Source organism: Streptomyces sp. NPDC002490 (assembly GCF_040296045.1).
Lineage (GTDB): Bacteria > Actinomycetota > Actinomycetes > Streptomycetales > Streptomycetaceae > Streptomyces.
This window is the reverse complement of record NZ_JBEOWM010000006.1, coordinates 1-12,660: the sequence shown is the minus strand read 5'-3', so window position 1 is coordinate 12,660 and position 12,660 is coordinate 1. Positions and strand designations below refer to the sequence as shown.

Here is a 12,660-nt window from a genome sequence, read left to right as displayed (position 1 = left end):
CGGCGAGGCACGCCGACACTCCCACCGGGGCCAATCGCGGTACGACGGATCACCCGCTTGCAGGGGCCGTACCCGGCCCCGGGCCGTCAGTGCTGGCCGTAGCCGTCCAGGAAGGAGCCGATGCGGGTCACCGCGTCCGTGAGCTGGGCGGCCGTGGGCAGGGTGACCACCCGGAAGTGGTCGGGCTCGGGCCAGTTGAACCCGGTGCCCTGCACCACCATGATCTTCTCGCTCCGCAGCAGGTCGAGGACCATCTGCCGGTCGTCCTTGATCTTGTAGACCTTCGGGTCCAGCCGGGGGAACAGGTACAGCGCTCCCTTGGGCTTCACGCAGGTCACCCCGGGGATGCGGGTGAGGAGTTCGTAGGCGGTGTCCCGCTGCTCCTTGAGCCGGCCGCCGGGCAGCACCAGGTCGGTGATGGTCTGTCGACCGCTGAGCGCGGCGGCCACCCCGTGCTGGCCGGGCATGTTGGCGCACAGCCGCATGTTGGCGAGGACGGTCAGTCCCTCCAGGTACGAGTCGGCGTGCGCGCGGGGCCCGGAGACCGCCATCCAACCGACCCGGTACCCGGCGACCCGGTACGCCTTGGACATGCCGTTGAAGGTCAGCGTCAGCAGGTCGGGGGCGACGGCGGCGGTCGGGATGTGGGTGGCGCCGTCGTAGAGGATCTTGTCGTAGATCTCGTCCGAGCAGACCATCAGCTGGTGGCGGCGGGCGATGTCGGTGAGCCCCCGCAGCACCTCTTCCCCGTAGACGGCGCCGGTCGGGTTGTTCGGGTTGATGATCACGATCGCCTTGGTGCGGTCGGTGACCTTCCGTTCGATGTCGGCGAGGTCCGGCATCCAGTCGGACTGCTCGTCGCACCGGTAGTGCACGGCGGTGCCGCCGGAGAGCGCCACGGCGGCCGTCCAGAGCGGGTAGTCCGGCGCGGGCACCAGGACCTCGTCGCCGTCGTTCAGCAGGCCCTGCATCGCCATCACGATCAGCTCGGAGACGCCGTTGCCGACGAAGACGTGCTCGACGTCCGTCTCGATGCCCAGGGTCTGGTTGTGCATGACGACCGCGCGACGGGCCGCGAGCAGCCCCTTGGCGTCGCCGTAGCCGTGGGCGTCGCCGAGGTTGCGGAGGATGTCCTCCAGGATCTCCGGGGGGCAGTCGAAGCCGAAGGCCGCCGGGTTGCCGGTGTTCAGCTTGAGGATGCGGTGGCCGGCCGCCTCCAGGCGCATGGCCTCTTCGAGAACCGGTCCCCGGATCTCGTAACAGACGTTGGCCAGCTTGGTCGACTGAATCACCTGCATGCGGGCCACCCTACGGCGCCGGTGCGGCGGCAGGGCTGTGTTTTGCGGCACGTGGGGGTGGTGGTGGGAGGACTTCCCTCCCCCTTCGTCGATTGTTTGTTCGATTCTTGTTCTAGGGTGGACGCATGACCCCCGCCCCCGTGCCGCCCCCGCTCCAGGGCTCCCTCTTCGACCAGCCGCCCGACCCTGGCACCGGTCCCGTGACGGTGTCCACCGGCCCGCTGGCCGGAGTGCGGCGCACCGCGCTCGCCGCCGGGGCCTGGGTGGACGTCCTCCCGGGCTGGCTGCGCGGGGCGGACGAACTGTTCGACCGGCTCGCGCGGGACGTGCCCTGGCGCGCGGAACGGCGCGCGATGTACGAGCGGACCGTGGACGTGCCCCGGCTGCTCTGCCATTACGGCACCGGCCGCCCCCTGCCCCACCCCGCGCTGGACGCCGCCCGGGCCGCACTGAACGCCCGCTACGGGCCCGAACTCGGTGAACCCTTCGTCACCGCCGGCCTCTGCTACTACCGCGACGGCCGGGACAGCGTCGCCTGGCACGGCGACCGCCTCGGCCGCGGGGCGCACCAGGACACCATGGTCGCCATCGTCTCCGTGGGCGCCCCGCGCGACCTGCTGCTCCGTCCCCGCGGCGGCGGTCCCACCACCGTCCGCCACGCCCTCGGCCACGGGGACCTGATCGTCATGGGCGGTTCCTGCCAGCGCACCTGGGAGCACGCCGTGCCCAAGACCGCCCGGCCCGTCGGCCCCCGGATCAGCATCCAGTTCCGTCCCCGCGGGGTGCGCTGACGGGGCCGCCGAGGCGGGGGTCAGCCCACCGTGGAGGTGTCGCCGCCGAGGATCGAGGCGTGCTCCAGCACGTCCTCCATCGGGTCGTCGATCTGCCCGATGGAGATCACCGTGATCCGGTGGCCGTTGTGCGAGTCGGTGTGCGTCTCGTCCGCCACCGCCGCGCCCGAGGGCACCGCCGTCGCCAGCGCCGTCGCCCCCAGCGCGGTCAGCGCCCACCGGACCCTGGCGCGGGCACCGCCGCGGTGCGTGCGGCTGCCGCCGGCTTCGCTCATGGTGTGCTCGCCTGCCCATCTCTCGTCGCACCGGTGGCCTCGTCGACTCGTCGACGGAGCCGGTCGCCCCGTTCCGGCCCGCTCCGTCGAGGACGCCGGGGCCGGTGTACCCGGCACATCCGCCCGGAGGGCCCCGGGGTCACGCAGGGCCGCCCTGGTCGAGGGATATGCCCGGATGGTCCACCCCTCGGAGGGACGGGTCGAACGGGTGTCGGTGGTCTTCTCGGGGTGCGGCCCGCGCCATGCGGCACTCGCGAGTTGCGGCCCTCTCCTGCGGACGTTCCGCATGCGCAAGCCGGGTCAGCCGCAACGCCCGCTCCCCCGTCGCCCCCGCGCACTCAGCCGGCCATGAAGCGGGCGTCCTGCGGAACGCCGAAGCCCCGCCCCGGCGGGCGCCGAAGCCACTACCGGTCCAGTCGCGGAGCGCAGCGTACGGGACAATAATTGCTGGGGAGCACGTCAAAAGAGGTGACGCCATGTCATTGTGCGGGCAGTCAGGAAAAAGCAAAAAATTCAGAACGCTGGTCGCCGGTGGTCTCCTCGCAGCGGTTACGACGATCGTCCACCCGCAGTCCGCATACCCCATTTCGGGCGGCAACGACGTCACCGACAACTCGATGGGGTACGTCGCCCAAGTCTCCCATGTCTTGGGTGGTTTCTGTACGGGCAGCCTGATCGCGCAGCAGTGGGTGCTCACCGCTGCGCACTGCGTCGGTGGGGTAACCGATCCGCGCGAGATGACCGTACGCGTTGGCACCGATACCAGGACGGGCGGCCAGGTGTTCCGGGCCGTGGCGCTCCACTCGTATCCCGGCTATCAGGGCGCACACAACGATGTGGCTCTACTGAAGCTGGAGTTCCCCGTCTACGGGGTCCAGCCGGTACAACTGGCTTCGAGTGCACAGAGCTTTCGATGGGACGGTTACTCCGGTGGCCCCTTCACTCAGTATGACGACGGCGTAATTGCCGGATGGGGTACGAGCAACCCTGCTGGCACGCAATGGCCGAATCGCCTGCAATTCAAAGGAGTTTCGATAAAGCCCACAGAGATCGACAGGGGTGGATGGCGGAGCATTCCAGTAAGCGCGGGCCCGTGCGGAGGAGACAGTGGCGGCCCGCTCATGGTCTCCATAAACAGTCAACTGTTCCAGGTGGGTGTGACCAAGGGGGCGAACTGCGCAAGCGGAAACTACAGTGAAGTGGGGCAGGGAGTCCTGCGGACGTGGATAATCGAGACGATACAAAATTCCCCGTAGGTTGCATGCCGCGGTGATGGACGACCACGCCGAAGATCCGAGCACCCGTCGGGGCAGGGCTCCGGCGTGGTCGCATGACACCCGCTTCACGGTCGGTCGGGTGCGAGGGCGCGACGGGGACCGCGGGCGCCGCGGCGGACCCGGACGTTCTGTTCGGCCTTCCGGCGGACGGGAGCGTCCGCGGTCGGCTGAGCCGCTGGTGCCGGGCGGCGCCGGTCCGCGCTCCTGGCACCGGCTCACTCCGCCGGGGCGTAGATCACCACGGTCTCCTCGCAGGCGTTGTCCGCGAACAGCTTCAGCGTCTCCAACTCGTCCTCGTCCACGCTCAGCGACCAGCGGTGCTTGGTGGCGACCCACTCGCCGACGTAGCGGCAGTAGTCCTCGCCCTCCAACGGCAGCCAGTCCGCCACGTCCTGCTCGGCCTTCTCCTGCACCGTGCGCGTGGTCGCCACGGCCAGGGTGGCGGGGGCGCCCCGGTCGTTGGCGTACGCCTCGCGGCGGGCCGCGGTCCAGGAGGCGGCGCCCGAGCCCCACGCCTCGGCCAACGGGACGAGGTGGTCCACGGTGAGCGATCCGGTGCCGCTCACCGTCTGGTCGTCGTAGTACGAGGTCCAGGTGCCGCCGTGGATCGTGCAGCCGGGGCCCACCACGGGGGCCTCCACCGCTTCCGCGATCAGCACCTCCCGACGGGTGTCGCAGTCGTCCGCCGGGTCCGTGCCCGCGTTCCAGTGCGGGAACGCCTCCGGCAGGTAGCCCGTGCGGTCCTCCTCGGCGGTGGGGAGCGTGGAAAGGGCGTCCTCCAGTTGCATCACGACTGCGGCGTGCGCGGGTGGCGCCGGCGCCATCACCGCGGCGACCACCAGCGGGGCCAGCGGGAGCAGGGCGGCGCGGCGCAGGCGCCGTCGTCGGGAGCGGGGAATGCGCGTCGTCATGCTCCCCTGGGTAGCGTGCGCCGGTGGCACGGCGGGGGCTGTTGGGGACGGCCCACTCGGATGGGCGGCTGACACCCCGCCCGGGGGCGTTTCCGTGCGCCGGAGCGTGAGCGCCGGCGCACGGTCAACCCGAGCCCCGGCGGCGGCGGGTACGGAAGCCCGCAGGCGGTGCCCCGGCCTCAGTCCTCCTTCGCCAGGGGACGGGAGGACGGGTGGGCGGTCATCTTCCACGGGCCGTCGACGGAGCCCAGACCGAGCAGCAGCGGACCGGGGGGCAGCGGGACGACCGTGCTGAGCCGGCCGCCCTCGCTGATCAGCAACCGGTACTCGGGGAGTTCCACGGCCCCCTCGACCTCGTAGCAGACCAACTGGGTGTAGGCACCCTGCCGGGCCTTGACGTCGACGTGCAGGTCGGCGGCGGGGCCGGTGTAGAGGAAGGTCTCCGGAGCCTCCCCGCAGAGGGTCTCGGCGCCCAGCGTCCGGGCGGCGGACAGCGGCAGGACGCGCAGGGTCCACGTGCTGTCCGCCTCCACCCGGACGCGCAGGGGCCGGTGCCGGGGCGACACGGCGGGAGCGCTGATCCGCGCCTGCGGGATGGCTTCGCTGAAGAGGCGCTGCTCCTCGCGGTTCCACCTGCTGAGGGTGCAGGCCCGGGTGTATCCACTGCCGTCGTGGGTGAACTCCACCAGCACCGGACCGGCCGGGACGTTCCGGGCGGTGACGACCTGCTTGCCCACGCCGCGCCTCTCGAACACCGGGAAGGAGGGGCCGAAGGACCAGCCGGCCGCCGCCCCGGGCGTCCCCGGGGCGGGTGCGCCGTGCCGGGTCCGCGCCACTGCCGTCCCGGCCACCGGTGCGGTGCGCGGGGCGACCCGCTTCAGTTCCATTGTCCAGGGGCCCTCCGCCATGGAGAACTGGACGATGACGGGCCCCTCGGGCAGCGGGAGGGTCTCCTTGCGCTTGCCGATCTCGTTGAGGACGTTCCGGTTGGTGGGGAGGTCCTGGTGGCCGCCCACCTGGTACAGGTCGGCGATGAGGTTGCTGTCGCCCTTGTAGTGCACGGTCAGGTCGGCGGTGCCGGCCGTGTGCAGCAGCACCTCGGGGCCGTCGCCGCGGAGCGGTTCGCCGAGCCGCAGGCCGTGCGCCAGCGGGAGCACCCGCATCCGCCAACCGCCCTCGGCACGCACCTTGAGGCGGAGCGGGCCGTCCTCGGGGACCTCGGCCAGCAACCGGCCGCGGAAGTTCGGATGGGTGCTGTTGACCAGGATGTCGCGTTCGTTGTTGCGGCGGTCGAGGACGAACAGCCCCGTGTACCCCCTTCCCTCCACGGCGAACTCCACGATCACCGGGCCGGGTGGGACGCCCTCCGCGGTGACCACGCCGCCGTCGTGTCCGGTCTCCTCGTACGGGGTGAAGACCGGGCCGAAGTCCCAGTCCGCAGTAGCCGGTTCACCGCCTCCGAGCGGTGCCGCGCCCACCGGTGCGGCGGGCGGTTCGGCCACCTTGCGGACCGGGGGAGCCGTGTCGACGGGGGCCGGCACCGGGAGCGGTGCGGGGGGCGGGGCGCCGTCGACGGGTGCCAGGGCCATGCTCCAGTGGCCGTCCGCCATCTCCAACTGGACCAGCAGCGGGCCCGGTGGCAGCGGGACGGTCTCGGTGCGGCGGCCGATCTCGTTCAACAGGTTCTCGTCCTCGGGGAGTCCGGTGCGCCCGGCCACCTCGAAGGTGTTGAGGATCAGGTTCTCGCCGCCGGAGTAGTGCACGGTCAGGTCGGCGGTGCCGGCCGTGTGCAGCAGCACCTCGGGGCCGTACCCCTCCAGGGGTTCCCCGAGGCGACGGGCGTGGGTCAGCGGCAGCACCCGCACCTGCCAGCGCCCCTCGGCCTCCAGTCGCAGCCGGAGCGGGCGGGTCCCGGGCGCCACCGCGAGCAGTCGTCCGCGGTAGTCGGGCTGGGTGCTGTTGACGAGGTTGTCCCCGTTGCCGTTGCGCGCGTCGAGCACGTCCAGGCAGGTGTAGCCCTCGCCCTCGACGGAGAGCTCCACGATCACCGGGCCGGCCGGGACCGGTGCCGTGACGACCCCGTTGTCCCGGCCCGACTGCTCGTACGGCTCGAAGTCCGGGCCGAACGTCCAGGGGGCGGGGGCGGGGGCGGGGGCGTGCGCGGTCGGGGTCGCAACGTCCGCGGCGGGCGTCGGCCGCGGGTCCCGCGACGCCGGCGGGGCGTCCTCCTCGGCGACGTCCACGCCGTGGTCCCGGGCCAGGCCGGCGAGGCCGTCGAGGTACCCCTGGCCCACCGCGCGGAACTTCCAGCCGCCCGCCCTGCGGTACAACTCGGCGAAGACCAGGGCGGTTTCGCCCGCCGGGTGGGCCACCTCGTACCGCACCACGGAGGTGCCGTCCGGCGCGAACGCCTCCACCGACGGCTCCCGGACGTCCCGCAGGCTCCCGACCTCGGTCGAGCCGATCACCAGCACCCGGGCGACCCCCGGCTCCAGCCCCGGCAGGTCCACCTCCAGCCACTCGGTCCCCTCGTCCCCGTCGGTCAGTCGGACCGCTCCGGAGGGGTGTGCCGGCTGGCCGTGGAACACGATGTCCCCGTCCCCCCGGACGCTTCCCCCGTCGTCCAGCAGCAGTGCGCTCGCGTCCAGCCCGTGCCGTACGGCGATCCGCAACGGTACCGACGGCACGAAGGTGTTGCCGCCCTTGACCATGTCCCCCACAGGTTCACCCGTCCCTCACGCGTCTTCGTTCACGATCGCCTCCCAGGATGCCGCCTTCCGGCGGCCGTGGGGAGCGCCGGGGCGCCGGCGTGCGAGCGGGGCGCGTGCGCGGGTGGCAGAAGGCTGTCGAGGCCGGGCCCCTGGGGGGTGGGGGAGGGCCCGGCAGGTGGTGCGGGTCAGTCCCAGACGACCGACCAGATGGCGGTGCCGTCCGGGACCTTGGGGACCTCGGAGTAGGAGTCGGCGAGACCGAGGAACACGTCCGCCTCGAAGCCCAGCACCCACTGGGTGCAGACCTCCTCCTCGGCGTACGTGCACACGGCTATGCCCTCCGCCGTCAGGGACGCGTCCGGGGCCTCCACCGTTTCGGGGTGGAGCTGGACGCGGACCCAGACGACGTCCTCGCGCTGGTCGATCTCCCGCAGGCGGGCCGCGAGTTCGGCGATCGGCGGGCGGCCGTAGCCCCACTGGTTGGGGCCGATGCACTCTTCGTCGGTGTTGCCCTCGAAGAACTCGTCCAGCGTCAGCAGCGGCATCGGACCGGTCTCGCCCGTGCGTCTCATGACTTCGCTCGCGGTGATCATGGGACGGGATGGTTGCACGTGCGGTGCCCTCTTGGGGAGGGGTCGATGGTCACTTGGCGATCTGTTGCCGATCCGTTCACGGTCGGTGAGCGGGACCCCTGACGGTGCGTCCGGCGATGACGTCGGTGCGCGCGCCGTGGTGCATCACGAACTCGCCGCCGATGAGGACGTGCGGGATGCCCACGGGAGGGGTGCGGGGCTCCGCGTAGGTGGACCCGGCGGCAACGGTGTCCGCGTCGAAGAGGACGAGGTCCGCCCGGTAGCCCTCGCGGACCAGCCCGCGGTCGGCGAGGCGCAGCCGGGCGGCGGGGCGGGCGGTGAGGTGGGCGACGCACTCCTCCAGGGACAGCACGCCCAGTTCGCGCACGTACTTGCCGAGGTACTCGGGGAAGGTCCCGTAGGCGCGGGGGTGGGGCTTGGCGCCCTGGAGGATGCCGTCGGAGCCGCCGGTGTGCACCCGGTGGCGCATGATCGTCTGGACGTTCTCCTCGTGGCCCACGTGTTGCAGGATCGTGGCCCCGAGCTCGTCGTCCAGCAACAGTCTGCGGGCGGTCTCCCAGGGGGTGCGGCCGGTGGCCCGGGCGGTCTCCAGGACGGTGCGGCCCACGTGGTGGCTGTTGGACCGGTGGGTGACGCCGGAGATCTCGATGGTCTCCCACTCGACGGGCACGCCGTGGCAGCCGTCCGAGCCGAGCTCCTCCAGGTGGTGGCGGATGCGTTCGGCGGTGGCGTCCTCGCGCAGCCGGGCCAGGGTCTGTCCGGGGCCGCCCTCGCTGGCCCAACTGGGCAGCACGGCCGCGAGGGTGGTGGAGCCGGGGGTGTAGGGGTAGGTGTCGAGGGTGATGTCGGCGCCCGCGTCCAGCGCCTCGTCCAGGAGGGCCAACAGGTCGTCCGCACGGCCCTTGTTGACGCCGAAGTTCATGGTGGCGTGCGCCAGGTGCAGCGGGCAGTCGGCCTCCCGGGCGAGCGCCACCATCTCCGCGTACGCCTCCAGCGCGCCCGCCCCGTAACTGCGGTGGTGGGGGCAGTAGAAGCCGCCGTGTTCGGCGACCACCCGGCACAGTGCGGTGAGTTCGGCGTCCTTCGCGTACATGCCGGGGGTGTAGGTGAGGCCGGAGGACATGCCCACCGCGCCCTCCCGCATGGCCTTCGCGGTCTCCCGGCGCATCAGGTCGAGCTCGTCGGCGGTGGGCTCGCGGTCCTGCCAGCCCAGCGCCAGCATCCGCAGGGTGCCCTGGGGGAGCAGGTAGGCGGCGTTCAGGGCGATGCCGCGGTTGCCGTACGGGTCGGTGTGGGCGCGGTCGAGCCGGTCCAGGTACTCCCCGACGCTGCGCCAGTCGAAGTCGATGTCGGAGCCGTCGCCGTTCCAGCCGGCGACGGTCCGGCGGATCTGGGCCAGGGTGGTGTCGTCGACCGGGGCGTAGGAGATGCCGTCCTGGCCGATGACCTCCAGGGTGACGCCCTGGGCGACCTTCGCGGTGTGCGCGGGGTCGCGCAGCAGGGCGAGGTCGGTGTGGGCGTGCATGTCGATGAAGCCGGGGGCGAGGGTGAGGCCGTGGGCGTCCAGGGTGCGCCCGGTGGTGGTCGGTGGCGGCCCGCCGCGGTGGATCTCCGCGATGCGGCCCCCGCGCAGGGCGAGGTGGGCCGGGTAGGCGGGGGCGCCGGTTCCGTCGGCCACGCGGGCGTTCTTGATCACCAGGTCCATGCGGTTCCTTCCGGTCCTTCCGGAGTGCTCCGGCCCACCGGGCGCGGGGGCGGTGCGCCCCCGGCGCGGGAGCGGGGTCAGAAGTGGGTGCGGATGAAGTCGGTGACGGTGCCGTTCGCCTCGACGACGGGGATGAGCTGCCACTTGTCGAAGGCGGTGCACGGGTGGGAGAGCGCGAGGGAGAGCCAGTCGCCGACCTCCAGGTCGGCGTCCGGGGTGGTGACGAGCCAGCCGTGCTGGTCGGACAGGGCGGTGAGGGTGACCCCGGTCGCGGGGTGCTCGGCGCCGTCGCGGTGGACGGTGCGGGGCACCGGGAGGTCCAGGTCGTGGGCGGCGTCCCGCTTGCCGGCGTTGACGAACGCCTGCTCGGGGGAGGGACGGGAGACCACCTGGGACCACAGGCGCAGCGCGGGGTGCAGGGCGCCCTCCTCGGGGACCCGGTTGAAGGGGGTGACGTGCTCGTAGTGGCCCTCGTCGTGCGAGACGTACGCGCCGGAGCGCAGCAGTTTGAGCGCCGGCGCGCAGAGCGCGGGCAGTTCGGCGAAGACCTCGGCGACGGCGTCGAACCAGGCGCTGCCGCCGGCGCTGACGACGATCTCGGGGAGGTCCGCGAAGCGGCCGTCCGCGTCGAAGGCGACGGCGAGCGCGGTGAGGCGGCGCAGCCAGGCCCGCACCCGCTCGGGGTCGGCGTCCGGCACCTCGCCCTCGTAGCCGGCGACCCCGACGAGGCGGAGGGTGTCGGTGGCGGCGACGGCGTCGGCGAGGGCGGCGCACTCGGCTTCGGTGCGGGCGCCGGTGCGCGCGCCCGCGCCCGCACCCAGTTCCACGACGACGTCGAGCCGGCGCGGCGAGCCGGTCAGGGCGCGGTCCATCAGCTCGACGCCGCGCGGCGAGTCGACGTAGCAGAGGAAGGTGAAGTCCGGGTCGGCGGCCAGTTCGGCGGCGATCCAGCGCAGGGCGGCCGGGTCGACGAGCTCGTTGGCGAGGAAGATCCGCTGCACGCCGAAGGCGCGGGCCACCCGGACCTGGTGGGGGAGGGCCAGGGTGACGCCCCAGGCGCCGCGCTCGATCTGCCGGGCGAAGAGCTGGGGGGCCATGGAGGTCTTGCCGTGCGGCGCGAAGGCGAGGCCGTGCCGGGCGGTGTAGGACTCCATGAGCGCCAGGTTGTGCTCCAGCCGCTCGGCGGAGAGCGTGAGCACGGGGGTGGTGAAGCCGCCGGTGAACAGGTTGCGCCGCTGGTTCGCCAGCTCGCCGACGGTGAGCCCCTGGGCGTCCGGGGGAAGGCCCTTGAAGCGGTGGTCCACGCGCTCCTCGGCGAGGGCCACGAGGGCCGCGGCGGGCTGCGGGGTCGCGGTCCGTGCGTCGTCGTTGACGGCGGCGGCCATGGGAGCCTCCCGGGGTCGGGGCGGTGGAGCCTTCTGGTGCGGTTCACCAGTGTGCGTGTTGCGACATTTGCAACGCTCATTGCGTATGTCGCACGTAGCTGTCTAACATCCCACCGAACGCCGGGTCAACGGAGCCCGCCGGCCGATCTCCCCGCCCCCGACCGGTCTCCGGTCGGCCGACCCGCGCCGACGGACCAGTGAGGAGCCCCACCGCCGTGACCGCCCCCGGAGCCGCCCCGCCCGCCCCCGCCCCCGACGCCTCCCGGGAGCACACCGGCGCGCCGCACGGCGGCCGACCGGACGCCGTCACCCTCGGGGAGTCCATGGTCACCTTCCTGCCCTCCGCGCCCGGCCCCCTCGAAGACGTCCCCTCCTTCGCCCGCGGCATCGGCGGCGCCGAGTCCAACGTCGCCTGCTCCCTCGCCCGCGCCGGCCACCGCGTCCGCTGGCTCAGCCGGGTCGGCGAGGACGGCTTCGGCACCCACCTGGTCCGCGCCATCGGCGACCACGGCGTCGACACCAGCGGCGTCCGCCGCGACGAGCACCGGCCCACCGGCATCTACTTCCGCACCGCCGGCGAACGCGCCGTGCGCAAGGGCGAAGGCCCCGGCGCCGACGGCACCCCGCTCGCCGAGGTCGTCTACTACCGCGCCGGCTCCGCCGCCTCCGCCATGTCCCCCGCCACCATGGACGTGTCCGCCCTGCTCGCCGGCCGGGTGCTCCACCTCTCCGGGATCACCGCCGCCCTCTCCGCGGACTGCCTGGCCCTGCTCGAAGAGCTCACCGCGCCCCGCCCGGACCGCCCCCTGCTCTCCTTCGACGTCAACTACCGGGTCAACCTGTGGCGCGACCACGCCCGCGCCGGACGGGTGCTGCTCTCCCTGGCCCGCGCCTGCGACCTCGTCTTCGTGGGCGCCGACGAGGCCGCCGTCGCCTGGGGCGTCACCGGCGGCCCCGAAGCCGTCCGGGCGGCCCTGCCCGGACCCGACCTCGTCGTGGTCAAGCAGGGCGCCCACGGCGCCGAGGCGCTCGCCGCGGACGGCACCCGCACCTTCGTGCCCGCCCTGAAGGTCGACGTGGTGGCCCCGGTCGGCGCCGGCGACGCCTTCGCCGCCGGGTTCCTCTCCGCCACCCTGCGCGGACTGCCCGTCCGCGACCGGCTGCGCCACGGCCACCTCATGGCCGCCGCCGCCCTCACCGTCCCCGGTGACCTCGCCGTCCCCCCGACCCGCGCGCACGCCGACCACCTGGCCGCCCTCGACGACGCCGCGTGGGGGAGACTGCGCCTTGGCCCCGGCTGGACCGACGTCGGCCCCCGGGCCGAGGAGGAGGTACCCACCCGATGAGCCAGACCGTCGACCGCGCGCTGTCCATCCTGCCGCTGCTCGCCGAAGGCCCCGCCGACCTGGGCAAGGTCGCCGACCGGCTCGGCGTCCACAAGTCCACCGCCCTGCGGCTGCTGCGCACCCTGCACGAACACGGACTGGTCTACCGACAGTCCGACCAGCGCTACCGGCTCGGCGCCCGGCTCTTCGCCCTCGCGCAGGAGGCCGTGGAGAACCTCGACGTCCGCGAGATCGCCCACCCGCACCTCGTCGCCCTCAACGAGAAGGTCGGCCACACCGTCCACCTCGCCGTCTACGAGGAGAACGAGGTGCTCTACATCGACAAGGTCGAGAGCCGCTACCCGGTCCGGATGTACTCGCGGATCGGC

Annotated in this window: 11 protein-coding genes; 4 read left to right on the top strand and 7 right to left on the bottom strand. The window is 73.0% G+C overall.

What is annotated here, in order from left to right; all coding sequences use genetic code 11:
* Nucleotides 1–86 precede the first annotated feature (86 nt).
* Complete coding sequence (locus tag ABT092_RS05385) at nt 87–1,298, bottom strand: pyridoxal phosphate-dependent aminotransferase (protein ID WP_351240026.1); 1,212 nt, start codon at nt 1,296–1,298, stop codon at nt 87–89.
* A 125-nt stretch (nt 1,299–1,423) separates the two neighbouring features.
* On the opposite strand from ABT092_RS05385, the gene ABT092_RS05380 reads away from it, so the two are divergent.
* On the top strand, nt 1,424–2,089 hold the full coding sequence (locus tag ABT092_RS05380; RefSeq protein ID WP_351240024.1) for an alpha-ketoglutarate-dependent dioxygenase AlkB: 666 nt from the start codon (nt 1,424–1,426) through the stop codon (nt 2,087–2,089).
* Nucleotides 2,090–2,109: 20 nt separating this feature from the next.
* Here the strand turns inward: ABT092_RS05380 and ABT092_RS05375 are convergent, their stop codons facing one another.
* Nucleotides 2,110–2,364 (bottom strand): hypothetical protein, encoded by a 255-nt coding sequence (locus ABT092_RS05375; RefSeq protein WP_351240022.1) that lies wholly within the window; start codon nt 2,362–2,364, stop codon nt 2,110–2,112.
* 476 nt (nt 2,365–2,840) lie between these two features.
* Here ABT092_RS05375 and ABT092_RS05370 point away from each other — a divergent pair, with 476 nt between their 5' ends.
* Nucleotides 2,841–3,620 (top strand): S1 family peptidase, encoded by a 780-nt coding sequence (locus ABT092_RS05370; RefSeq protein WP_351240020.1) that lies wholly within the window; start codon nt 2,841–2,843, stop codon nt 3,618–3,620.
* Nucleotides 3,621–3,856: 236 nt separating this feature from the next.
* Here the strand turns inward: ABT092_RS05370 and ABT092_RS05365 are convergent, their stop codons facing one another.
* From ABT092_RS05365 to ABT092_RS05345, 5 genes are all read right to left on the bottom strand, one after another.
* Nucleotides 3,857–4,552 carry an HNH endonuclease gene (locus tag ABT092_RS05365; protein ID WP_351240018.1) on the bottom strand — a complete coding sequence of 232 codons (696 nt, stop codon included), beginning with the start codon at nt 4,550–4,552 and terminating at the stop codon, nt 3,857–3,859.
* A 179-nt stretch (nt 4,553–4,731) separates the two neighbouring features.
* Complete coding sequence (locus ABT092_RS05360; RefSeq protein WP_351240319.1) at nt 4,732–7,263, bottom strand: TerD family protein; 2,532 nt, start codon at nt 7,261–7,263, stop codon at nt 4,732–4,734.
* 185 nt (nt 7,264–7,448) lie between these two features.
* Nucleotides 7,449–7,856 carry a YfbO family protein gene (locus ABT092_RS05355; protein WP_351240016.1) on the bottom strand — a complete coding sequence of 136 codons (408 nt, stop codon included), beginning with the start codon at nt 7,854–7,856 and terminating at the stop codon, nt 7,449–7,451.
* Nucleotides 7,857–7,932: 76 nt separating this feature from the next.
* Entirely contained in the window at nt 7,933–9,561 is a 1,629-nt protein-coding gene (locus ABT092_RS05350; RefSeq protein ID WP_351240014.1) for an N-acyl-D-amino-acid deacylase family protein, read from the bottom strand.
* Nucleotides 9,562–9,638: 77 nt separating this feature from the next.
* Nucleotides 9,639–10,946 carry an alanine racemase gene (locus tag ABT092_RS05345; protein WP_351240012.1) on the bottom strand — a complete coding sequence of 436 codons (1,308 nt, stop codon included), beginning with the start codon at nt 10,944–10,946 and terminating at the stop codon, nt 9,639–9,641.
* A gap of 215 nt (nt 10,947–11,161) precedes the next feature.
* Between ABT092_RS05345 and ABT092_RS05340 the strand changes: the two genes are divergently transcribed.
* The gene (locus ABT092_RS05340; RefSeq protein ID WP_451363289.1) at nt 11,162–12,292 is read left to right on the top strand and encodes a sugar kinase; all 1,131 of its coding nucleotides are present in this window, start codon (nt 11,162–11,164) and stop codon (nt 12,290–12,292) included.
* On the top strand, nt 12,289–12,660 hold a 372-nt coding region (locus ABT092_RS05335; protein WP_351240010.1), incomplete at its 3' end, for an IclR family transcriptional regulator. The genes ABT092_RS05340 and ABT092_RS05335, both read left to right, overlap by 4 nt.